Source organism: Acidibrevibacterium sp. (assembly GCF_049965395.1).
GTDB classification, from domain to species: domain Bacteria; phylum Pseudomonadota; class Alphaproteobacteria; order Acetobacterales; family Acetobacteraceae; genus Acidibrevibacterium; species Acidibrevibacterium fodinaquatile.
Genome location: NZ_JBMFWJ010000023.1, coordinates 3,007 through 20,997, shown reverse-complemented (window position 1 = coordinate 20,997; position 17,991 = coordinate 3,007). Strand labels below are relative to the sequence as shown.

The window sequence follows — 17,991 nt, the reverse complement described above, 5'->3', positions numbered from 1 at the left end:
TCCTCAAGGCGTCGTCGTGCCGATGACGAGATTGCCGGGCGGTGTGACTTCGCGGCCGGGAGAGGTGTTTTTTGCGCGAATGCGTTCGGTGAAGCCGCCATCGAAGCGAATTTCCCGCTCGATCGTGTCGATGAAATAGAGCTGATCGAACGCCGTGCCGGTGCCGCTGATCGCGATCATGTCGCGCGGGGTGAGCGTCAGTTCGCCGGGCAAGCGTACGATCACCACCCGTTCATGCAGCGTCAATTCTTGCAATTTCGCCGTCGCATAGCGCAGCGCCTCATCGGGGGTGAGGTTTGGGCGCACGAACACATAGCTCTGCGGCCGCGCGCCTTGGCTGCCGAGGGCGGAAACCCCGCTTGCTGTCACCGTCTGGGTAAAAGCAGCGCCCTGGCGGCTGTTCCAGCTCTTGACCGTCACCGAAATATCGCCGGCCAGGGTAAGCGCGCGTTCCATGACGATATCAAGCGCATTGGCATTACCGCTCTCGGGATTGGCAGACAATGTCAGCGCGGGAACCGAGGCCGGATTGGGCGGCTGGAAATAGAGCGTGGTTCCCTGCACGAAAACGTCAAAACCCTCCCGCTCGGCGAGCCAAACCAGGAGATTCCATTCCGTGGTTGCGCGCGAGAATTGATCAAGCGTGATGCGATCATGCTCGCTGTTGTAATAGCGCCCGACGGGCGTCGTCGTCGGCGTGACCACCGCTTGCAAATTATGGTTGCCCGCAAGCGTGGTTGCGATATCAGAGGCGGTTTGGTTGGCGAAGCTCTGCTGGATGCGGCTTTCGATGAACACCGCGGTGAGATCGCGCCCCTGAAGCTGCACCGTTTGCCGCAGAACGTCGATTTGCACGCTATCGACGGCGCCTTGAATGAGGCTGACCCAGGCCATCGCGCCGAGCGGCGCGGTCGCCGGCGCGAACCCCGCTTGGAGATCGACGAGGAAGAAATTCTGTGCGCTCCAGAAGGCAGCGGTCGCGACCGGATCGACGCCGAGCGCGATCGTGATGGTGAAGCGATCGGCGGCGTAATGGTTGTTGGCTGCCACAAAAGCATCCTTCACGCCCTGCACGACAAGATCGCCAACCAAAAGGCGCAGCCTTGGCGCGCGCACCACTCCGCCGGTGCTCGCGCCATTGCCTGCAGCGGCGTTGAGCAAGCCGGTGCCGACAGCGCCTGAGGCGAGCGCGAGGCCGGGGGGAAACAGATCGCCGACGAGCCCGCTCATTGCGGCGCGATTCCGCCGGTGGCGTTGGGATCGGGATCGGGGATAAGCAGCGTCACCACGCCGCTCAGCATCGGGTCGCTGAGGTTGTTGAGCTCAGCGATGCGGATCCATTGCGTGGCGTCGTTGAGATATTGCGCGGCGAGTTGAAAGAGATTGCCGCCGGCGATGGTGATCGTCTGCATCACGAACTCGCGTTGCCGAGATTGGTTGCGGTGCGCCCGACATAGCCTTGCGCCGCGGCAAGCCCGGCGAGCGTGCCGGCCGCTGCCGTCGCTTGCGAAAGCGCGCTGGCGCCGGCGAGCGCGTTGCTGCCGGCGAGCGGCGCTGCGGTGCCGGCAAGCGCCGTCGCCGCTTGCCCCATGCCGCCGGCGATGCTCGCTTGCAGACCGCCGACGGCATTTTGCGCGCCGAGATAGGCGCTGGTGCCGAGCGTGGTCGCCCCCGGTGCTGCGAGCGCGCTGGTGGCGCCGGCGAAATTGATGCCGCTGGTCTGCGCAAGCGTTGCGGCATTGGCGAGATCGCTCGTCGCCTGGCCGGTAAGGGTTGCGACAAGACCTTCCGCAAACTGCACTTCGTCTTGAACGACGGTGCAGGCGATGCGATAGGGAATCCACCATCCTGCTTGATATTCCGCTGTGAATTCGGAAATCACCACGGAATAGAAAAAAACGTCCCAAGACAGCGGCAGCGTCAGCCCAGCGCCGCGCAGCGTGTCGAGAAGCAGCGCGCGTTCGCTGGCTGCGGCCCCCGTGAAGATACCCGACCAGGTGATCGTCGCATCGTCGCGGCCCATCGCATCGATCACGCGTGCGCCACCAGGAAGGCGATGCACGGCGAGGCGTTGCGCGCCACCGAAGGAAAGAAAAGGCGGAATCTCGAACCCCGAGAACAGCACTGGGCCGAGCGTCAGCGTCACGTCGGACATCACGTCCTCATTGCCAAAGAAATCGGTGCGGACTCACGGCACCACCGGCGCGCCCGGCCAGAGCGGGCCGAGCCGCGGATCAACCCCGGAATAGCCCGAGGGTGGCCGTGCCGCGCTTGCCGCCAGGGTTTCGCCGAACCAATGTCCGACCCGCGCGCCATCGAGAAAGACATCGCCATGAATGCTGACCGTGCCACCCGCATTCGCCGGCGAGGGGCCACTTGGCGCGGCGGGCGGGCCGGCGTCAAACAGCGGCGAGGCCGGCGCCGTTGCTGTCGCGGCACGTGAGGATTGCGGCAGCGGGCGGGCTCGCGGCATCGTCGCCGACGCCGCCGGCGCTGCAGTTTCGCCCTGCGTCGCCATCGCGTTGAGGATGAGGGCGCGCGCGTTCTCGCGAGGCGCGCCCTCATCATTGGGCGCCGCGTCAGCGAACGGCGCGCTCGGCATAAGGCCGCGGGTGAGCGCGAGCAGATCATCGAGGGCGAGCCCCTCGGGGGCGAGCGGTGGTGGCGGCGGCGGCGCGGCAACGCGTGCGGCGGACGGTGCGGCCGGGGTGCGCCCGGGCGCGGCCTCGCCGTGCGGCATGGCGGTGGAGGCGAAGGGCAGAACCTCGATCCGCGAGGGTTGGGGCGCCGCGCTCTCCTCTGGCGCCGCTATCGGCGGTGGTGCGAAGGGATGCGCGGGCAAAGCTGGCTCGGGCCTTGCTGCGCTCTCGCTGCTCTCCGGCGCGGCCTCGGTGCGTGCGGCAGGCGGGGCGGCCGGCGGCGCGGACCATGCCGGCGTCTCGACGCTTTCGGCTTTCTTTGCGACCGGCGCTGGCTTGATCGCTGCACTCGCGCCTCGCGCCGCGGCGAGCGCGGGGCCGGCGGCGGCGCGCAGTGCGGCAAGTTCCGACAGGCTTTCCCCAAGTGCCTGATTGAGGCTTTCGAGATCACCGCGGATTGCGACAATCCCGGGCGAAATTTCGTCATCGAGCGAGAGCGTGACGCCGATGCTATAAGCGTCATTCATGGCAATTCGGCGATGGCGCTTGCGATCTCATCGGCGATTTCGCGTGCGATCTCGGCGGCGATCTCGGGGGCGAGGTCGGTGGCGGCGGGGGCGAGGAACGGGCGCGGGCGGACGCGGTGGGTGCCGAATTCGCGCATAGCGGCCGCGTCCCCGCCAGCGGCGACCACGGCTTGCGCGCTGTCGCTCGCGCTTGAGATGGGAATGGCATCGCCGGCGCGCGCACCCACCGCTTCAGCGAGGCGGGCTGCGGCGCGCGCGAGCAGGGAACGCTTGCGCGCCTCGAGATCGAGCGTTGCGAGACGGCGCGAGAGATCGAGAATGCTGGTCACCGGTCTTGCTCCTGCCAGGTGAGAGTGGACCAGTCAAAGCGCCTTCCCTCGAGGGTACCGAGCACAACCACGTAGGCGAGACGCTCATCATCGGGAAGGCTGAAGGCAACGTCGAATGGCACCCCGTTCCGCACCAAATAGAGACAATCGATGAGATCGGGGTGCCGGCTTAGTTTTTTGCTGAGTCCTGGTTTGCGCGCTTGCCAGCTTGGGCGGCCTGAAACGCCGCGGCGACGGCGGCAAGCCCCTCGTCGCCGAGCTTTTGCACGATCATCTCGATCTGCCCTTCATTGGCCGGCGCCGGCAGTGGCAAATCATCGATCGCGGCAACCGCGCAGGCGAGCAGCGCCATCGCGAGATAAGGCTCGTTTTGCCCGAGCTGCGGCCCGACCGCTTTGAACAGCCGGAGTTTCTCCAAGGCCCCGATGCGCCGGAGCACAAGCTTGCGCCCGAGCGTGTCGGTGATCGTCGTCGCGGTCTCAGCGGCGGCGACGATGCGCGATTGCGGCCCGTTCATCAGACGCGGGTGCGAAAGGAGGCGAAGAATTCGAGCCGCTGGCGCACCGGCGCGTCGCCCCGCCACGACCCGGCATTGGCGAGCCGAAAAACCACGTCGCTATACTGAAACGTCGAGACCGAGCCATCGACTTCAGCGATATACTGATAGACCGTCGAGGTCGGCATCGCGCCGTGGGCGTAGTAGGCGGCTTCGATGCCGGCGATGAAATTATCGACATCGGCGGTGCCGCGTTCGAGATCGAAACTGCCCTCCCAGCCCTTCGGCAATTCGGCACCCATTTGGACACCATCGAGCCGGTCAACGCGCACCTGCGCCGTCAATTGTCGGCTCTCAAAGCCGGTGACATAGGTGAGATCGATCTGCCCCGAAGGTCCGATGACGACCAGCGTGCAGTCGCTGCCAATGGAAAATTGCGTGCCCGACACGGGAATGTCTCCTTAAGCGATCTGCCCGGACGGCAGGGTCTGGTTCTGGATGGTGACGGTCTGGCCGCCATCGACATTGACGATGAATTTCTCGTTGATCGCCATGTATTGCACCTGCACATCGGCCTGGACGTAGCCGAGCGCGGTGCGCGAGGCGGGGTTGTTGGAGGTATCGCACACCACCTGAAACGGGGCTGCGCCGCTGCTGGTCGCGCCCAGCATGCCTTGACCCAGCATCGCTTGCAGGAAGGAGAGCAAGGTCGCGCGGATTTGCGAAAACAGCGCGGCATTGATCGGCTGGCCGACGAATTGCCCCATGCCGGCTTCCAACGTCGCGGCGATGTAGTTGGTAAGGCGCGTGTAATTATCTCCATCATTGGCCGGATTGGTCGAGGTGTTGAAGCCGCCGCGCACCCCCCAGAAGCTCCCTGCCGGCTGCGGATTGGCGATGACGTCGATGCCTGCCGTGAACAAGGCATCGAGATCGGCGGTGGAATAGGTGTTGGCGAGCGGCGCGCCTGGCGCACCCGAACGCTGGCTGCCGACCACGCCATAAAGCGGTTTGTTGAGGCTCGATTGCTCGGGCGAAAGATTGGCTAGCCGTCCTGCAACAAAGCCCTGTGGCGAGACCAGACGGATGAGATTATTGGTCTGGTCATTCCACCAGATCCAATCGCCGAACATCAGCTTTGCGCTGTAGCTATCAAGCCCGACACTCTGGATGGTCGCGACCGCATTGGTGATGGTATCGCCCTGCGGCCCGGTCAGGATCATGTAGATCCCCTCCGAGAGGCCAAACGCCGCCTGCGTCGTCCATTGCGTCTGATCGACGCTATCGGCAAGAACGGCGATCGAGCAACCTTGTCCGCCGAGCGCATACATTCCGGTGCGCGGCGTCGTGCTTTGGCCGATCAACGTTGCCGAGGTGACATTGCTCGCGCCGTCGCTGCCGGGGGTGCCGTAGCTGAAAGCAAATGCCTCGCTGGTAGGGGTCACGGTTAGGGTATTGCCGAGCGAGGCGACGACGAGCTGCGAGGGGCCACGCAAGGAGCCCTGGCCGAGATTGATGGCATTGACGAGATTGTGCCAAAAAGTCGCGCCGGTGCCACCGATATTGTTGAAGACTTCTGGCGTAAATCCGGGCAGGCTGAAGGTGATTTGCCACGTGCCGGCTTGGCTGCCCGGCATGATGCTGCCGGTGATCTGATTGCCGAAACTCCCCGTATAAAGCGCGGTCAGCACCAGCGGGCCGTTGGTGCCGGTATAGAAAAGCCCGAGTTGGGCGGCGGTATCGGTGCCGTCGGTCACGCGCACGCAGCGGAAATTCTGCGCCCCTTGCTGGATCGCGGTTGCGACCTGCGTTCCCATATCATATTGGCGTGGCTGCAATTGGCCGAAGGTTGCGACATAGTCGGCCATCGTGCCGACGATCGCCGGCTGATTGACCGGGCCCCAGGTCGCGGTGCCGACGACGCCGATAATGTCGGTCGGCACGCCATTGAGAACCAGGTTCTGCGGCGGCACGATCTGAACATAGAGATCAGGCACCACCAACGCGGTGGTGTTGAGGCTGCCTTGCGTTACGATCGGCATCGCATCAGCCTCCGCTCAACGGCGTGGTGGCGTTGACACGAACCACCGCGTTGGCATTCTCGCTGGCAAGAATGCTCGCTATGGTTGCGGCGTCGGTAATCAGCGCGCCTTTGGCATACGACCCGAACGGCCGCACGACCACCAGGTTGGTTGTCATGATCCACTCTCCAGGACAGGGGAATATCGCGTCAGTCAGTCAGGGATACCGAGGCGTTGCCCACGGTGCCGATCGTCGTCGTGCCGAACAGCATCGAAGCCAAGATCGCCGTCTGCAATGTCGGGTATTCGACCGAGTAGAGCAGGTCGCGGCGATAGAGCGACGCGTTTTCCTGGCGGTCGAGGGTGAGGCTTTGTCGAAAGCGGAGCCGGCCGACGCTGCCGTCGGGAAACGATAGGAAATAGGTGGCAGCGAGCGCGGTATCGACGGCGATCATCGCCGCATCGCGCAAGGCGGGATCGGCGCACCAGGCGATGAGGCGGAAAGTCTGCTCCTGGCGGCGAACCTGGTTGAAAATCCCTTGGGTTGCGACGGTGCGCGCGATCAGGCGCTGCACGCCGGGGAGGGTTATCGTCGCGTTCGACAATTGCACCAAGCGATTGGCCATGATCTGGCTTGCGAGGTTGGCCGCGACATTGGCCGGCGCATCGCCACTCTGGCAGGGATAGACGTAGGTGTTGGCGTCGGCGAGAATGCCAGCGATTTGGCCCGGGCCGGCGCTGCCGGCGAAGGTTGCGCTGTCTGCCGTCGTCGTCACCGTCAAGGTCGGCGCGACCGGCGCCGGGTTGCTCCATTTCGGCAGATAACGGGTGGTGTTGCGCTCGCCGCTATCCTCAGGAAAGACCGTGAGATTGACATAGCCCGCCGCAAGGTCGGCATCGAGCGCGCTGCTGTCCGGCCAGCCGCGATAGAGCCGCACCGGCGCACCGCAGACGCTCGGCCCGCTCAGCCCTTGCGGGTAGAGCGCGGCCATCGCGGCATTGACGAGGGCGGCTTCGACATCGGATTGATCGGCCATCAGCTTGCCACCTGCCGCACCACAAGACGCCAGCCAAGCTCAGACAGTTCGGCGCTGCTGACAACAAAATTGCGGCCGAGATCATCCTCGACCAAATCCTCGACACGCGGGACGATGCCGGGCAAGGTCGGCAGCAGAAGGGTGAAGGCAGTCAGACGCACATCGGCAGGAAGATCGCCGGCGTAACGCGCGCCGCCGCCATTGCCGCCTTCGATCATGCTCGCCGGCCAGTTGCCAAGGAGCAGGCTCGCGGTTGCGATCTCAACGCCGCCATAAGCCTGCACCCCAAAGCCGGCCGGGCCGGCCGGGCGAAGCACAGAAACGATGCGCTCTGCAAGAACCGTTACCACCGGGAGCAGCGGCGGCTGGCTGGCTATGAAGAAGGTTCGCCCGGTCTCGTGCTCGATGAGATAATCGCCCGGCAGGGTATAGGCGGAATCGAACACGCCATACCAGACCGGATGGCCGTAAGTGTTGGCGCGGACAAAACGCGGATCGGTTGCGTTGAACGCCGCGCGCAGTTGCAGATAGCGGTTCGTCGCGGCACACGGATTGGTATTGCCCGAGGGGCGAAAGGCGTTATAGAGCTGCCCGGTCTTCAACGCTGCACGCCCCATGCCGCGATAAATCAAATCCTGCAAACGATCGGGGTTCATGGGATCAGACGATCAGCGCGATGCCGCCGTAAGAAAGTGCGGGGCCAGGGGGAAGCCCGAGAAAGCCACAAAGACGCCGCCGCCAATCATCGAACAATTCCTCGCGCTGATGGACTTCTTCGCTGTTGTGCGTCCACACCGCGGCACTCGCGGTATCGAGATTGCCGCCGGCCGCCGGAATCGCCGCCTCGAGCGGATAAAGCTGCGCGAGATAAACCGTGCGTACAACCGCATATTCCGCAGGCGCGAGATTGTTCATGCGATATTCCAGCGTGCCGTAGGCTTGGAAAAACCGCCAGCTTTGAAACCCCGCGGCCCCGGCGCCATAGGCCGGATAGCCGCAAAAACGCCGAATATCGGTTTTTTCGGCATCCGTGAACGGCAGCGTCAAGGCGCTCGCGGACATGATCAGTAAACCGTTCCCTGGCCACGCGAGAAATAGAGCGAGCCGCTCCCCGAGGCCAGCACAGCGGCCACGGTTTTAGCAAACTCGCCTGCGTGGATCAACATCCGGCTGCCCGGCGGGATCGGCACGTCGGCGCTGGTTGCGGTCACGCTGTTATCCATCCCAAAGCGGATGAACGCGAGCGCAGCGCTCGCATTATAGACCAAAACCGCCTCGCCCGAGCCAGCCAGCGCGATCGCGGTGGAGGTCGTGCCGGCGGCGAGCGTTGCCGTCGCCGACACCATCAGCGGTTGCGTTGATCCAATCGCCATCGCCGTCAGCCCACATGCTCGATCATCACCGCGCGTTTGTAGGCGGCGTTGGTCGCGGTCGGGATGGTGGAGGGGTTGGTGGTAACGTCGGTTGGCGCACAGAAACCGCCGATCCAATACCAGGATTGCGCGATGATCTGCTGCAAGCGATCGATCGGCTCGCGCGTTACCATGGCCACGCCGTCGATGATGCTGATGATCGCATCGCGCGGCGCGACATCTTCCTCCGCCATGCCGGCATAATCGCCTTCGATCAGCGCGCCCTGGCCGCAGACGATCGGGCGGCGGATATAAAGCCCGGGCAGGCCGGGCGCCGGCTGGACATAGGCTTCCGTGGTCGGCACAAAGCGAAGCCCGAGGAAGGGGCTCACGAGTTCACCGCGGCGGAAGGTCTCCGTATCGTAGCCCATGGTGAAGAGTTGTTTGAAATCGGGATCGGCGAAAAGCTGGCGGGCCGATACCGGGTCGAGATGGCAGTGATAGACGCCGCCGAGATCAGGGACGTTGTTGAGGCGGAGTTTGGCGACGGCATCGAGGAGATTGGCCATCGTCAGCGTGTTGGTCGCCTGCAATTGCGAGGTGTTGGTGGCGCCGCCCGGGCGGATGATGACGGACGCGTTGGCCGCCTGCACGGTGCTGCCGGACGAGCCATCGCCGATCGAAACATTGCTCGAGAAGGTCAACTCGCCCGACAAGCCGCCCGGCGTGGTCGACGTGCTGGTCGCATCGACGGCAACCCCGATCAGGGTATAGACATCGGCGCCGACGGTGACGGTGAGGGTATTGCTGGCGCTTACCGCGGTGGGCACGCCATTGACCCAGACATACTGAAAGCCACGCACATCATCGACGGCGATTGTCGCGGCCGGCGCGCTGAGGCCCGTAGTGACGCGAGTGTTGCCGCCGAAATAGGCGGAAAAAAGCTGATTGCGTGCCAGCTCGTCAAGCGAGCGCCGCGCCTGTTCGCCATTGATTGAGGCGTTGAGCATGAATTGGGAGGCGATGCCGACGCGGCTCGTCACCATGTTGAGATCGGTGGTAGCGCCGTAAAGATTGATCGAAAGGGTGTATTGCTCGACGTTGAAATACTGCGGCGTGAGTCCGTTATCGAGATTGGTGTTGGTCGCTGGCGCCAGCGGCGTGGTGACCGAGGGCTTGAGGCCGGCGCGGGTCTTGGTCAGGGTTTCACCGATCCCGACGGCGAAGACCTCACGATCGGCGATGTCGCGATAGCCGAGCTTGGAATGAAGCGCGGATTCGAATTCACGTTCGAGATAGCCCTGCTGGATGATGGGCTGCAACGCCGCGGGGAAATTATTGATACCCATGGGAGATCCTCTGTTTGGGGGATGGTCGGGAAGGTCAGGTCAAAGGCGCCGCCCCCGGAGGGATCGGGCGGTTCGTGCCGACGGAGTTCGTCGCTTTTTATCGGCGCCGCAGCATCTCGGCGCGGGCGGCGCGATATTCTGCAGCGGTCATTTCGCTCGCATGCTTTTGGCGCGGCGGCTCGGCGTGCGGCGGGGTTGCCCGCGACGACGAGGAATGAGCGCCAAAGAGCCAGGGCTTTTCGCGTTTGAGCTTCGTCATCAGCGCGCCCGCGCCCTCGACCTCGCCTTTGTCATCGAGTTTGACAGCGGTGGGCTCGATGAGTTTCAAGCCGTCGAGGTCGATCATCCCTGCCTTGATCGCTTCCGCCTTGAGTTCGGCGCGGATGATGCGCGCGCGCGCGGCCTCGGTCACTTCCTGCAATTGCCGCGCCAGGGCGGCGGTTTCGGCGCGCAACTCCTCGATCGTTGGTTCGGGCAAAGACGGGTCGCTGGCGTCGGTCATGCTTCTCCTTCCGCGACCGCGATGGTCGCGATCTCGTTGCCGATATTGGCGATGTCATAGGTGCTGGCCACGGATTTCAGCGCGCTTTCGCGCGACAGAAGCCCGGCTGCGGTCAGCGTGGTGAGCGCTTGCGCGTCTTTTAGCCGGTCATCGGCCGATGCCGGATACCAGCGCGGCCAGGTGAGGCTGAGGCTGGCCTCGGGGTTAAGCGGTGGCAGTTCGGCGCCGCGGACGATGAGCGGATAATGCTGGCTTGCCCGCAGCACCATCCGCGCGAGCGCGAGCAACGCCCCTTCGCCATAGGAAATCCTGAGATTATCGGCGAGCCAAATCAGCCCCTGGTTCATCATTTCCAAAGCGCGGCCGGAGGTGGGGGCTGCGAAGCGCTGCGCATCGGCGCGGTTGCCATGAATGCTTTCCAAGGCGAGTTCGCGCAGCGTACGCACATAATCGATCACCGCGGCAGACGCGGTGCCGCCGATCTCGAGCAGCCTCGCATCGCCTTTTTCCGAAACAACCAGTGCGTTGGCAGCGCCTTTGATGATCTGACTGTCAGACGTCGCCGGCTCTTTGATCAGCAGCGTCGGATCGGAGCTATATTTGAGGCCGCGCCCGGCTTGCGAAAGCTGGTAATCGATCTCGATCGCGGTCTCAACAGCGGCGCGAAAAGTGCTGGCGCCATCGCGTATATCGCCGGTCGCGGAGGGGCCGGGAAGGTTCTTGATCCATACAATGGGAACGAAGCCGAGGCCGTGGCGGACACTGCGCGCGTGATCGATGCGCGGCGTCTCGTCGCTTGCGATCGGCCACGGCGCGAACCACCATTCCCATTCCGCGTCCCAGCGCCGCTGAAACCAGTATTGCCCGGTCGGGTCGGGGACTTCATAGCCTTGATCGAGGAGATTGGCGCCCGAGACCTTGAATTTCTCGGTGACGGAGGCAAGGGTATCCGGAGCCTCGGCCTCCCAGCGCGGCGTGAGATACATCGTCTCCAGTGTTTGGAAAAACACCCGCCCGCGTAGAACGCGCATCAGAATGGCAACCGAGCCGACCGAGCCGCGCAAGCAGGCATCGATCATCACCTCATTGAGCTTGGCCTCGCGGAGAATGGCGCTGAGTGCATCGCGCACCGCGGGATCCGGCGAGTCGAGCGCCGGAAAATGGCCTTCGCTGAAGACCAGGGCGACCGAATCCTCAACCACCAGGCGGCAGAGATTATACCGCACCGAGGGCCGGCGCTGGCGGAGCGGGATATACTCGCCGCCGGGGCTCCGTTCGTCGTAAAACTCATAGGGCAAGACGTCATAGAGTGTGCCATCGAGAACCCGGCGCAGGATGTCGAGCTTGCGCGCGCGCGCCGGATAGTCGGGATCATGCGGGATCAAGCTTGCGAGTGTGTCGAACATGCCTCTACCGCGAAAGAAGCGGCAGATTGACCTGCCGTGTCGCTTGGGGGGCGGCGCTGAGATGGGCGAAGGCGCGCGACAGCGCATCCACCTGATCATCCTTGCTGCCGGCGGGAAAGTCGCGCAGTTCCTCGATCAGGGCGCGCGTGAACGGGGCTTTGACGATGGCGAGATTGCCGCATGCGGCTTGGCTTGCAACCGGGCTCGCGCGTGTCACCTTGGCGCCGCTTTCGGGGCCGGAGACGATGTGATAGCCGGCAAGTTTGCGTGTCAGATAAAGAACCTGCGCGCGCCCGGCCTGGCCCGGATCTTGCGGCAGCAGAATGGTGGTCTCGCGCCCGTCACGCTCGGCGCATGCGAGAATCGCTTGCTCAACCTCATGCGGGCCGCCGCGCAGGCGCATGACATCATCAACGATGAAGCGACCAGACTCGTCTTTCAGCATGCGCAAGCCGACGGTCCAATCCGGGTCGAAACCCGGGCGGGCGATGCTGGCCGCGAGATCCCAGGCGCGCACCCGCGCAAGCGGGCGCGGCGCTGCGTCCAAGAGCGTGATCGCGTCTGTGCGAAACAACAATCCCTCCGGCGGGCGTGGCCGCTGTTGGTAAAGCGCGGCCCAAGCGCGCTCGCCGATGATCCGGCGCTTTCTTGCCAGCGCCTCGTGAGTTTCCCACTCCGGCCAAAGCGCCTCGCCGGCTTCGCGGCCGAGCGGGTCATCGCTTTCGGCCAAGGCCGGAAGGCGCAAAACCCGCCAGCGATCGCCGCCCGTCGCTTCCTCGGCGAGAATTCGCCCGCCGAGATCATCCTCGTGCCAACGCGTCATGATGAGCACGACGCGGCCGCCGGGTTTCAGACGCGAGATCAGATCGCTCTGATACCATTGCCAAAGATGCGCGCGTGCGGCGGCCGAATCGGCTTCCGCTTGCGATTTGACCGGATCGTCGATGAGCACGAGATCGGCGCGCCGACCGGTGATCGGCCCGCGCACGCCAACCGCGTAATAAGTGCCGCCGGCGCTCGTCGTCCAGTTGCTTGCGGCGCGCGCATCGGGCGCGAGCGCGATCCCGAGGCGGCGATGATGTTCGGCGACGAGATTGCGCGCTCGCCTTCCGAAATGGCTTGCGAGCGAGGCGGTATGGCACGCCGCGATGACGTTGGAGCGTGGCGCCTGAGTGAACCACCAGGCGGGAAAGATCACGCTGGCGTAAGTGGATTTTGCCGAGCCCGGCGGCAGCAGCAGCATCAGCCGGTCGTTTTCGCCGCGTGCTAAGGCCTCGAGTTCAGCGATGATCAGCCGATGATGCGCCGCCGGGCGATGGCGTTCGGGGGCCAGCGCCAGCATCGCCCAGGCCTGCAAAGAGGTCCGCACCGAACGGCGCAGCGCCGCTTCCGTGAGCAAGGGCTGCGATTTCGCGTTCGAGCTCGGCATCGTCGAGGGCAGGGGCGGCGTCCTTCGCGCGCGCCCCGCGGCGCTCGGCGGGCACCGGGGCGCGGCGGGGGTGAAGATAGGGGGCGGCGGCGCGGGCGAGTTCGGCGGCGCCGTCAGCGTCACCCTCCTGCCATTTCGCGCGCATCACCGCGAGCAGGATGTCGAGCGGCGACGGGCCGTCGCTCGGTGGGGCGTCTGGGGTGGGGGCGGGCATTCTGGCGTTCCGGGGCAAGCGGCGTTCGGTGACGCCCGCTCGACATAGTTAGGCAGGCTAACGGGGCTTATACGTCAAACCGGGGCGCGTGGGCAAGCGTTTTTTTTTGAAAAATCGCGTGGCCCGTCGGCGCGGGCGGAAAATCGTTCCTTTTGCCGCCGGGTTTCGCTATAGCAAGGGGGGCGGGAACACCCGCATGAGAAAAAAATATCGGGAGGAAAACATGAACGTCACCCGCCGCACGTTGCTCCGCGCGGCCGGCGCCGCGATCCCGCTCGCCGCCGCGCCGGCGCATGCTGAGAGCAAGAACGTCATTCGCATCGGTGTGCTCACCGACATGTCCGGCCCCTATCGCGATGTCACCGGGCCGACCTCGGTCGCCTGCGCCCGCCAGGCGGTGGAGGATTTCGCCGGCCAGGGATTGGCCGTTGAGATCCTCGTCGGTGATCACCAGAACAAGCCCGATATCGGCGCGACCATCGCTCGCCAATGGTTCGATCGCGATGGCGTTGACATGATCACCGACGTGCCGACCTCCTCGGTCGCGCTCGCGGTCAACACCATTTGCCGCGAAAAGAACAAAGCCTATGTCAACACCGGCGCTGGCACCGATGATCTCACCGGCAAGCAATGCACGCCGGTCACCGTCCATTGGGGCTATGACGTATTCATGGTCTCCGCCTCGTCGGGCCGCGCGATTTACCGCGCCGGCGGCGATAGCTGGTATTTCATCACCGCCGATTATGTGTTCGGCCAGCAGCTCGCGCGCGATGCCAGCGATGTCGTCACCAAACTCGGCGGCAAGGTCCTGGGCAATGCCGTCTATCCGTTTCCCGGGGTGACGGATTTTTCCTCCTTTCTGGTGCGCGCCAAAGCGAGCGGGGCGAAGGTGATCGGATTCGCCAATGCCGGCGATGATACCGTCAATTGCGTGAAACAAGCCAAGGAGTTCGGCATCACCCGAGACGGCACACGCCTTGCGGCTTTGGTGTTTTCCGTGACCGGCGTGCATGGCTTGGGGCTCGAGATCGGCCAAGGTCTGCTGCTCACCGAGAGTTTTTACTGGGATCTCAATGACCGCACCCGCGCCTTCACCCGCCGCGTTCTGCCCAAAACCAAGGGCAATTACCCGAACGATGTCCACGCCGCGTGTTATGCGGGAACGCTGCACTACCTGAAATCGGTTGCAGCCCTCGGCGTTGCCCGCGCCCGCGATGGCGCCGCCGTCATCGCACACATGAAAGAGAACACGGCCGATGACGACGCGTTCGGCCAAACCCGCATCCGCGCCGATGGCCGCGCCATGGTGACGCCCTATTTGTTCGAGGTGAAATCGCCAGCCGAGAGCAAAGGCGGCTGGGATTACTACAAGCTCGTCGCAACCACCCCGCCGATGGACGCCGCACCCCCGGTCACTGACTGCAAATTCGCGGGGTGAGGGGCGGGCGGCGATTACGGCGCGGGCGGCGGCGAAACGATGGCGATCGGTTTGCGCAGAAGAGAGCGATATTTGCCCTGCTTGCTCCAGCGATAGTGCAGCGCGAGGTCGCCGGGCGCTGTGATCATGAGCGGCAGAGGTCGCGTGAAGATGGCGGTGGGCTGGTCAGAAAACGGCATGTCTGGCGGCGGGGAAATCTCGATGTGCATCGTCATGTCGATCGCCGGGTTTTTGTGTGGCAGATTGATCCGCAATGAGAGGGCAAACGTCCCCGGCGCAGGGGCACGCAGGGTGATCCAAAACGCGACATTTATCGGCGCTGGCAGGGCGGAGATGCCGATCCCGCCGCTATAGACACCGATCAGGATATCCTTGCCGCTGTGCTCACGCCGCACATCGTCGCAGACCAGGACGGTTTCGATCTTCGGGTCAGGCGGCATTGGGATCGTGCCATGTCGCGTTTGGCGCCGTCGTCGTGTTCGGGCCAGGGCCGGGGGAAAAAGTGATCGTCGGCGACGCGACGGGCGAGGTCTCGTGGAAGAAATTCCGTCCCTCGCCTGGAGGCGCGTCAATCCTTCGCGCCGCGACGTCCATCTCATAGCCGAGGGCCGCGAGAAACGCGGCGACGGTGCGGAGTTCCATATTCTCCCCGCCCGAGAGCTTGCGCGTGACAAAGCCTTTGTCGCGTCCGAGCCGGCGGGCGAGTTCGGCGCGGGTGATGGTGCCGAACTTACTCTCCTTTGCCAGCGCGCGGGCCAATTCGCGCGCGACATGCGCGGTGAGGCGTGCATAAACGCGCTGCCCTTCCGCATTCAGTGGTTCGCGGTTTCGTTTCATAGGGGATCCCTCAAGGCGAATGGGGAAAGCTCTTTGAACTCTGGAAGGGCGCAGCATGCGCGATACCAGGCGGCGTTCTTCAACGGGCCTCCCTTCGCGGGGTTGAATGCGGCCTTTGGCTGGACGTCGAGCACGACCAGCTCCGTTTTGCTCAGAAACATCGCCCCGGCGCGCACACTCCGTGTTTTGAGAAGGAAGAGCCTTTGCCCGCGCTTCTCAAAATCATACCCGCTGACGAGCGCCGTCCCAGCACAGAAATCATCGAGCAGAACCATGATCTGCTCGCGCGGCACCGGAACAGGGTTTTCGCCTTGGGGGGCATCGGGCAGGGCCTTGATCTGCGTGAGACACGCCGGGCGGAGAAAAACAAGGCGCTCCGGTTGCTGGTCGAAGCGGAGCCGCGGCTCGTAACCGGCCAACCGCCTTTCTTGGAGCAGTATGTCAAGTGTTGTATTAGAAGTCAACATTTTCATGCCCGGCCCAACAGCGCCTCTCTGCGCGCCAAGGCGGAAGCATAGCCAAAACCTTGCGCCGAGCCATTTTTTGTGTTTGGAGATGGGGCATGAGAGCCAAACGCATTCTGCGCCCCCTTCTGCCCGCCGCGATGGCGACGGTGCTGGCGCTTGCCCTGCACGCGCCCGGCGCCAAGGCGCAAGAGCCGCCCGCGAGCGGCGGCAAGCCCGCCGCCGCCAAGCGCGCGAGCCCGCGCCTCGGCCAGCTCCGCCGCGCCCGCCCCCGCGCCCTCGAGCGCGCGCCGGAAATCGGCACCGCCTCCTGGTATGGCCCCGGGTTTCACGGCAAGCGCACCGCCAGCGGCCGCCATTTCGACGCAACCGCCATGAGCGCCGCCCACCCCTGGCTGCCGCTCGGCACCTGGGTGCGGGTGAGCCTGGTCGGCTCACAGCGCTTCGTTGACGTCGTCATCACCGATCGCACCGGCCAGACCTCCCGCGTGATCGACCTTTCCCCCGCCGCCGCGCGCAAGCTCGGGATCCTGAGAAGCGGCACCGCGCAGGTAGCGGTCTCGCCGCTCTGACCATGCGCGGCCTCGGCGCGGCGCTCGCCTGCCTTGCCCTCGGCGGCTGCGCGACCATCGGCAAGGAACTCAGCACCCAAGCCTATGACCAGCGCTACACCGGCGAAATCCAGCCGATGGGCGGCGTCCACTGCACTGATTCCATGCCGGCAACCCTGGTCACCCGCGCCGCTGATCTCAGCGTCGTATTCACCCCCAATGATGGCGCGCTGGTCATCCGCGGCAGCATGAGCCGCGACGGCCAGGTGCTCGCGCGCCTCAACACCGCGCCGCCCAACCGCCCGCCCTATCTGCTCTCGCTCGAGGGGAGAGTTGAGAAGGCCGGGTTCAGCGGCGTCTATCAAACCCCGCAATGCGCCTGGAAAGTGGTGCTATATCCCGCTGTGCCGCTGCCGCACCACTATGTCGATCCCAAGAACGCGCTCGGGATTCCCGGGAATTGAGGCAAAATAAAAGGCGGCCCGAAAACCGGAACCGCCCTTTCTCCAACGAGAAGGATAATCGCCCAATCGGATGGGTCTCGCCGCCAGCCCGAAAGCCACCGGCCCCAATTTTATGGTTGGGCGAGAGAGAGTTCTAGGGGGTTGGGCAGATTTGTCAAGGGAGGATACGGGGAAAAAGAAAGGGAAAAAGTTCTTTTTTGAAAAAAAGAACCAAAAAACCTTTGTCCCGTTGGGCAAGCGCGCGCGGTATTGTCTTGCCGTCGCGCCCTCGCCCCGCCTAGCCTTGGCCGGTGAACGCCTGAGGAAAGGGAAACACCATGGCCGCCCACACCATCAAGCCGCTCGTCACCGCCGTCGCCATCAGCACCGGCGGGCGCAACGGCCACACCGAAACCACCGACCATTCGGTCAGCGTCAATCTCTCGGTGCGCAAGGAAATGGGAGGGCCGGGCCTGCCCAATACCACGACACCCGAACATCTCTTCGCCGCCGGCTATGCGGCTTGCTTCGGCGGCGCCCTCGAATTTGTCGCGAGCCAGCATAAAAAGAATGTCGCCGGCGCCGTGGTCACGTGCGAGACCGCCGTCGGCCCGCGCGAAGGCGGCGGCTTTGGCATCGCCGTCAAAATCCGCGTCAAAGTGCCAACCCTGCCCACCGCCGAAGCCCGCGCCCTGGTCCAGGAAACCCACGAAAAAATCTGCCCCTACAGCCACGCCACCCGCGGCAATATCGACCTCGCGCTCGAGACCGAAGGCGCCTGAGGCCAGGCGGCGCGTGGCGTGACATCGAAGGGGCACTGAAAAGTGATTGACAAAAGGAAACCAAGTTGTTAATGACTAATTAATGTTCGATCGTCTCAGGAACGTGCCGGCCGGCAACGTTTCGGTGCCGTCGCTCTTGGGTCAAACCGCGTGCTCACTGTCAGGAGAAGCCGCA

26 protein-coding genes are annotated in these 17,991 nt (G+C 64.4%); 4 read left to right on the top strand and 22 right to left on the bottom strand.

Translation table 11 applies throughout. The annotated features are described in order from the left end of the window. Nucleotides 1–3 precede the first annotated feature (3 nt). The 19 genes from ACP5M5_RS08705 to ACP5M5_RS08615 form a co-directional block, all read right to left on the bottom strand. On the bottom strand, nucleotides 4–1,230 hold the full coding sequence (locus tag ACP5M5_RS08705) for a phage late control D family protein (RefSeq protein ID WP_427936732.1): 1,227 nt from the start codon (nucleotides 1,228–1,230) through the stop codon (nucleotides 4–6). Next, nucleotides 1,227–1,412, bottom strand: coding sequence for a hypothetical protein (locus ACP5M5_RS08700; RefSeq protein ID WP_427936731.1), 186 nt, complete (start codon nucleotides 1,410–1,412; stop codon nucleotides 1,227–1,229). The genes ACP5M5_RS08705 and ACP5M5_RS08700 overlap by 4 nt, the downstream gene beginning before the upstream one ends. After that, nucleotides 1,412–2,155, bottom strand: coding sequence for a hypothetical protein (locus ACP5M5_RS08695; RefSeq protein WP_427936730.1), 744 nt, complete (start codon nucleotides 2,153–2,155; stop codon nucleotides 1,412–1,414). Before ACP5M5_RS08695 ends, ACP5M5_RS08700 begins: the two co-directional genes overlap by 1 nt. A 33-nt stretch (nucleotides 2,156–2,188) precedes the next feature. Then, nucleotides 2,189–3,166 (bottom strand): hypothetical protein, encoded by a 978-nt coding sequence (locus ACP5M5_RS08690; protein ID WP_427936729.1) that lies wholly within the window; start codon nucleotides 3,164–3,166, stop codon nucleotides 2,189–2,191. Then, the gene (locus tag ACP5M5_RS08685; protein WP_427936728.1) at nucleotides 3,163–3,495 is read right to left on the bottom strand and encodes a hypothetical protein; all 333 of its coding nucleotides are present in this window, start codon (nucleotides 3,493–3,495) and stop codon (nucleotides 3,163–3,165) included. The genes ACP5M5_RS08690 and ACP5M5_RS08685 overlap by 4 nt, the downstream gene beginning before the upstream one ends. Continuing rightward, nucleotides 3,492–3,617, bottom strand: a complete 126-nt coding sequence (locus ACP5M5_RS08680) for a hypothetical protein (RefSeq protein WP_274964528.1) — start codon at nucleotides 3,615–3,617, stop codon at nucleotides 3,492–3,494. Before ACP5M5_RS08680 ends, ACP5M5_RS08685 begins: the two co-directional genes overlap by 4 nt. 47 nt (nucleotides 3,618–3,664) lie before the next feature. Further along, the gene (locus tag ACP5M5_RS08675; RefSeq protein WP_427936727.1) at nucleotides 3,665–4,012 is read right to left on the bottom strand and encodes a hypothetical protein; all 348 of its coding nucleotides are present in this window, start codon (nucleotides 4,010–4,012) and stop codon (nucleotides 3,665–3,667) included. Next, a complete protein-coding gene (locus ACP5M5_RS08670; protein WP_427936726.1) occupies nucleotides 4,012–4,440 on the bottom strand; it encodes a hypothetical protein in 429 nt (142 codons plus the stop codon). Before ACP5M5_RS08670 ends, ACP5M5_RS08675 begins: the two co-directional genes overlap by 1 nt. Before the next feature lie 12 nt (nucleotides 4,441–4,452). Next, nucleotides 4,453–6,033 (bottom strand): phage tail protein, encoded by a 1,581-nt coding sequence (locus tag ACP5M5_RS08665; RefSeq protein WP_427936725.1) that lies wholly within the window; start codon nucleotides 6,031–6,033, stop codon nucleotides 4,453–4,455. A 4-nt stretch (nucleotides 6,034–6,037) separates the two neighbouring features. Beyond that, a complete protein-coding gene (locus tag ACP5M5_RS08660) occupies nucleotides 6,038–6,190 on the bottom strand; it encodes a hypothetical protein (protein WP_205216075.1) in 153 nt (50 codons plus the stop codon). 31 nt (nucleotides 6,191–6,221) lie between these two features. Beyond that, on the bottom strand, nucleotides 6,222–7,049 hold the full coding sequence (locus ACP5M5_RS08655) for a hypothetical protein (protein ID WP_427936724.1): 828 nt from the start codon (nucleotides 7,047–7,049) through the stop codon (nucleotides 6,222–6,224). Next, on the bottom strand, nucleotides 7,049–7,705 hold the full coding sequence (locus ACP5M5_RS08650; protein ID WP_427936723.1) for a hypothetical protein: 657 nt from the start codon (nucleotides 7,703–7,705) through the stop codon (nucleotides 7,049–7,051). The genes ACP5M5_RS08655 and ACP5M5_RS08650 overlap by 1 nt, the downstream gene beginning before the upstream one ends. Nucleotides 7,706–7,709: 4 nt before the next feature. After that, nucleotides 7,710–8,111, bottom strand: a complete 402-nt coding sequence (locus ACP5M5_RS08645; RefSeq protein ID WP_427936721.1) for a hypothetical protein — start codon at nucleotides 8,109–8,111, stop codon at nucleotides 7,710–7,712. A 2-nt stretch (nucleotides 8,112–8,113) separates the two neighbouring features. Further along, entirely contained in the window at nucleotides 8,114–8,422 is a 309-nt protein-coding gene (locus ACP5M5_RS08640) for a hypothetical protein (protein WP_274964533.1), read from the bottom strand. Nucleotides 8,423–8,427: 5 nt separating this feature from the next. Next, nucleotides 8,428–9,750 carry a DUF4043 domain-containing protein gene (locus ACP5M5_RS08635; RefSeq protein ID WP_427936720.1) on the bottom strand — a complete coding sequence of 441 codons (1,323 nt, stop codon included), beginning with the start codon at nucleotides 9,748–9,750 and terminating at the stop codon, nucleotides 8,428–8,430. Between the two features lie 97 nt (nucleotides 9,751–9,847). After that, nucleotides 9,848–10,252, bottom strand: a complete 405-nt coding sequence (locus ACP5M5_RS08630; RefSeq protein WP_427936719.1) for a hypothetical protein — start codon at nucleotides 10,250–10,252, stop codon at nucleotides 9,848–9,850. Continuing rightward, nucleotides 10,249–11,658 carry a phage portal protein gene (locus tag ACP5M5_RS08625; RefSeq protein WP_427936717.1) on the bottom strand — a complete coding sequence of 470 codons (1,410 nt, stop codon included), beginning with the start codon at nucleotides 11,656–11,658 and terminating at the stop codon, nucleotides 10,249–10,251. The genes ACP5M5_RS08630 and ACP5M5_RS08625 overlap by 4 nt, the downstream gene beginning before the upstream one ends. A 4-nt stretch (nucleotides 11,659–11,662) precedes the next feature. Further along, nucleotides 11,663–13,000 carry a phage terminase large subunit gene (gene terL / locus ACP5M5_RS08620; RefSeq protein WP_427936716.1) on the bottom strand — a complete coding sequence of 446 codons (1,338 nt, stop codon included), beginning with the start codon at nucleotides 12,998–13,000 and terminating at the stop codon, nucleotides 11,663–11,665. Continuing rightward, the gene (locus ACP5M5_RS08615) at nucleotides 12,939–13,301 is read right to left on the bottom strand and encodes a hypothetical protein (RefSeq protein WP_427936715.1); all 363 of its coding nucleotides are present in this window, start codon (nucleotides 13,299–13,301) and stop codon (nucleotides 12,939–12,941) included. The genes terL and ACP5M5_RS08615 overlap by 62 nt, the downstream gene beginning before the upstream one ends. Nucleotides 13,302–13,497: 196 nt before the next feature. On the opposite strand from ACP5M5_RS08615, the gene ACP5M5_RS08610 reads away from it, so the two are divergent. After that, nucleotides 13,498–14,739, top strand: coding sequence for an ABC transporter substrate-binding protein (locus tag ACP5M5_RS08610; protein WP_427936714.1), 1,242 nt, complete (start codon nucleotides 13,498–13,500; stop codon nucleotides 14,737–14,739). 14 nt (nucleotides 14,740–14,753) lie between these two features. On the opposite strand, the gene ACP5M5_RS08605 is transcribed toward ACP5M5_RS08610, so the two are convergent. From ACP5M5_RS08605 to ACP5M5_RS08595, 3 genes are read right to left on the bottom strand one after another with little or no spacing between them, the layout of a single operon-like run. Beyond that, nucleotides 14,754–15,179: a hypothetical protein gene (locus tag ACP5M5_RS08605; protein WP_427936713.1), complete on the bottom strand. Its 426-nt coding sequence runs from the start codon at nucleotides 15,177–15,179 to the stop codon at nucleotides 14,754–14,756. Continuing rightward, nucleotides 15,169–15,576 carry a helix-turn-helix domain-containing protein gene (locus ACP5M5_RS08600; RefSeq protein ID WP_427936712.1) on the bottom strand — a complete coding sequence of 136 codons (408 nt, stop codon included), beginning with the start codon at nucleotides 15,574–15,576 and terminating at the stop codon, nucleotides 15,169–15,171. The genes ACP5M5_RS08605 and ACP5M5_RS08600 overlap by 11 nt, the downstream gene beginning before the upstream one ends. After that, the gene (locus ACP5M5_RS08595; RefSeq protein ID WP_427936711.1) at nucleotides 15,573–16,049 is read right to left on the bottom strand and encodes a hypothetical protein; all 477 of its coding nucleotides are present in this window, start codon (nucleotides 16,047–16,049) and stop codon (nucleotides 15,573–15,575) included. Before ACP5M5_RS08595 ends, ACP5M5_RS08600 begins: the two co-directional genes overlap by 4 nt. Nucleotides 16,050–16,138: 89 nt before the next feature. On the opposite strand from ACP5M5_RS08595, the gene ACP5M5_RS08590 reads away from it, so the two are divergent. From ACP5M5_RS08590 to ACP5M5_RS08580, 3 genes are all read left to right on the top strand, one after another. Then, the gene (locus ACP5M5_RS08590; RefSeq protein WP_427936710.1) at nucleotides 16,139–16,612 is read left to right on the top strand and encodes a septal ring lytic transglycosylase RlpA family protein; all 474 of its coding nucleotides are present in this window, start codon (nucleotides 16,139–16,141) and stop codon (nucleotides 16,610–16,612) included. Between the two features lie 2 nt (nucleotides 16,613–16,614). Beyond that, nucleotides 16,615–17,055 (top strand): hypothetical protein, encoded by a 441-nt coding sequence (locus tag ACP5M5_RS08585; protein WP_427936709.1) that lies wholly within the window; start codon nucleotides 16,615–16,617, stop codon nucleotides 17,053–17,055. A 317-nt stretch (nucleotides 17,056–17,372) separates the two neighbouring features. Then, complete coding sequence (locus ACP5M5_RS08580; protein WP_427936708.1) at nucleotides 17,373–17,816, top strand: Ohr family peroxiredoxin; 444 nt, start codon at nucleotides 17,373–17,375, stop codon at nucleotides 17,814–17,816. The last annotated feature ends 175 nt before the right edge of the window (nucleotides 17,817–17,991 follow it).

Coding starts and splice junctions, on each gene's coding strand:
- ACP5M5_RS08705 (WP_427936732.1), bottom strand. CDS start 1,230: ATGAGCGGGCTCGTCGGCGATCTGTTTCCCCCCGGCCTCGCGCTCGCC.
- ACP5M5_RS08700 (WP_427936731.1), bottom strand. CDS start 1,412: ATGCAGACGATCACCATCGCCGGCGGCAATCTCTTTCAACTCGCCGCG.
- ACP5M5_RS08695 (WP_427936730.1), bottom strand. CDS start 2,155: ATGTCCGACGTGACGCTGACGCTCGGCCCAGTGCTGTTCTCGGGGTTC.
- ACP5M5_RS08690 (WP_427936729.1), bottom strand. CDS start 3,166: ATGAATGACGCTTATAGCATCGGCGTCACGCTCTCGCTCGATGACGAA.
- ACP5M5_RS08675 (WP_427936727.1), bottom strand. CDS start 4,012: ATGAACGGGCCGCAATCGCGCATCGTCGCCGCCGCTGAGACCGCGACG.
- ACP5M5_RS08665 (WP_427936725.1), bottom strand. CDS start 6,033: ATGCCGATCGTAACGCAAGGCAGCCTCAACACCACCGCGTTGGTGGTG.
- ACP5M5_RS08660 (WP_205216075.1), bottom strand. CDS start 6,190: ATGACAACCAACCTGGTGGTCGTGCGGCCGTTCGGGTCGTATGCCAAA.
- ACP5M5_RS08655 (WP_427936724.1), bottom strand. CDS start 7,049: ATGGCCGATCAATCCGATGTCGAAGCCGCCCTCGTCAATGCCGCGATG.
- ACP5M5_RS08650 (WP_427936723.1), bottom strand. CDS start 7,705: ATGAACCCCGATCGTTTGCAGGATTTGATTTATCGCGGCATGGGGCGT.
- ACP5M5_RS08645 (WP_427936721.1), bottom strand. CDS start 8,111: ATGTCCGCGAGCGCCTTGACGCTGCCGTTCACGGATGCCGAAAAAACC.
- ACP5M5_RS08640 (WP_274964533.1), bottom strand. CDS start 8,422: ATGGCGATTGGATCAACGCAACCGCTGATGGTGTCGGCGACGGCAACG.
- ACP5M5_RS08635 (WP_427936720.1), bottom strand. CDS start 9,750: ATGGGTATCAATAATTTCCCCGCGGCGTTGCAGCCCATCATCCAGCAG.
- ACP5M5_RS08630 (WP_427936719.1), bottom strand. CDS start 10,252: ATGACCGACGCCAGCGACCCGTCTTTGCCCGAACCAACGATCGAGGAG.
- ACP5M5_RS08625 (WP_427936717.1), bottom strand. CDS start 11,658: ATGTTCGACACACTCGCAAGCTTGATCCCGCATGATCCCGACTATCCG.
- terL (WP_427936716.1), bottom strand. CDS start 13,000: ATGCTGGCGCTGGCCCCCGAACGCCATCGCCCGGCGGCGCATCATCGG.
- ACP5M5_RS08615 (WP_427936715.1), bottom strand. CDS start 13,301: ATGCCCGCCCCCACCCCAGACGCCCCACCGAGCGACGGCCCGTCGCCG.
- ACP5M5_RS08610 (WP_427936714.1), top strand. CDS start 13,498: ATGAGAAAAAAATATCGGGAGGAAAACATGAACGTCACCCGCCGCACG.
- ACP5M5_RS08605 (WP_427936713.1), bottom strand. CDS start 15,179: ATGCCGCCTGACCCGAAGATCGAAACCGTCCTGGTCTGCGACGATGTG.
- ACP5M5_RS08600 (WP_427936712.1), bottom strand. CDS start 15,576: ATGAAACGAAACCGCGAACCACTGAATGCGGAAGGGCAGCGCGTTTAT.
- ACP5M5_RS08595 (WP_427936711.1), bottom strand. CDS start 16,049: ATGAAAATGTTGACTTCTAATACAACACTTGACATACTGCTCCAAGAA.
- ACP5M5_RS08590 (WP_427936710.1), top strand. CDS start 16,139: ATGAGAGCCAAACGCATTCTGCGCCCCCTTCTGCCCGCCGCGATGGCG.
- ACP5M5_RS08585 (WP_427936709.1), top strand. CDS start 16,615: ATGCGCGGCCTCGGCGCGGCGCTCGCCTGCCTTGCCCTCGGCGGCTGC.
- ACP5M5_RS08580 (WP_427936708.1), top strand. CDS start 17,373: ATGGCCGCCCACACCATCAAGCCGCTCGTCACCGCCGTCGCCATCAGC.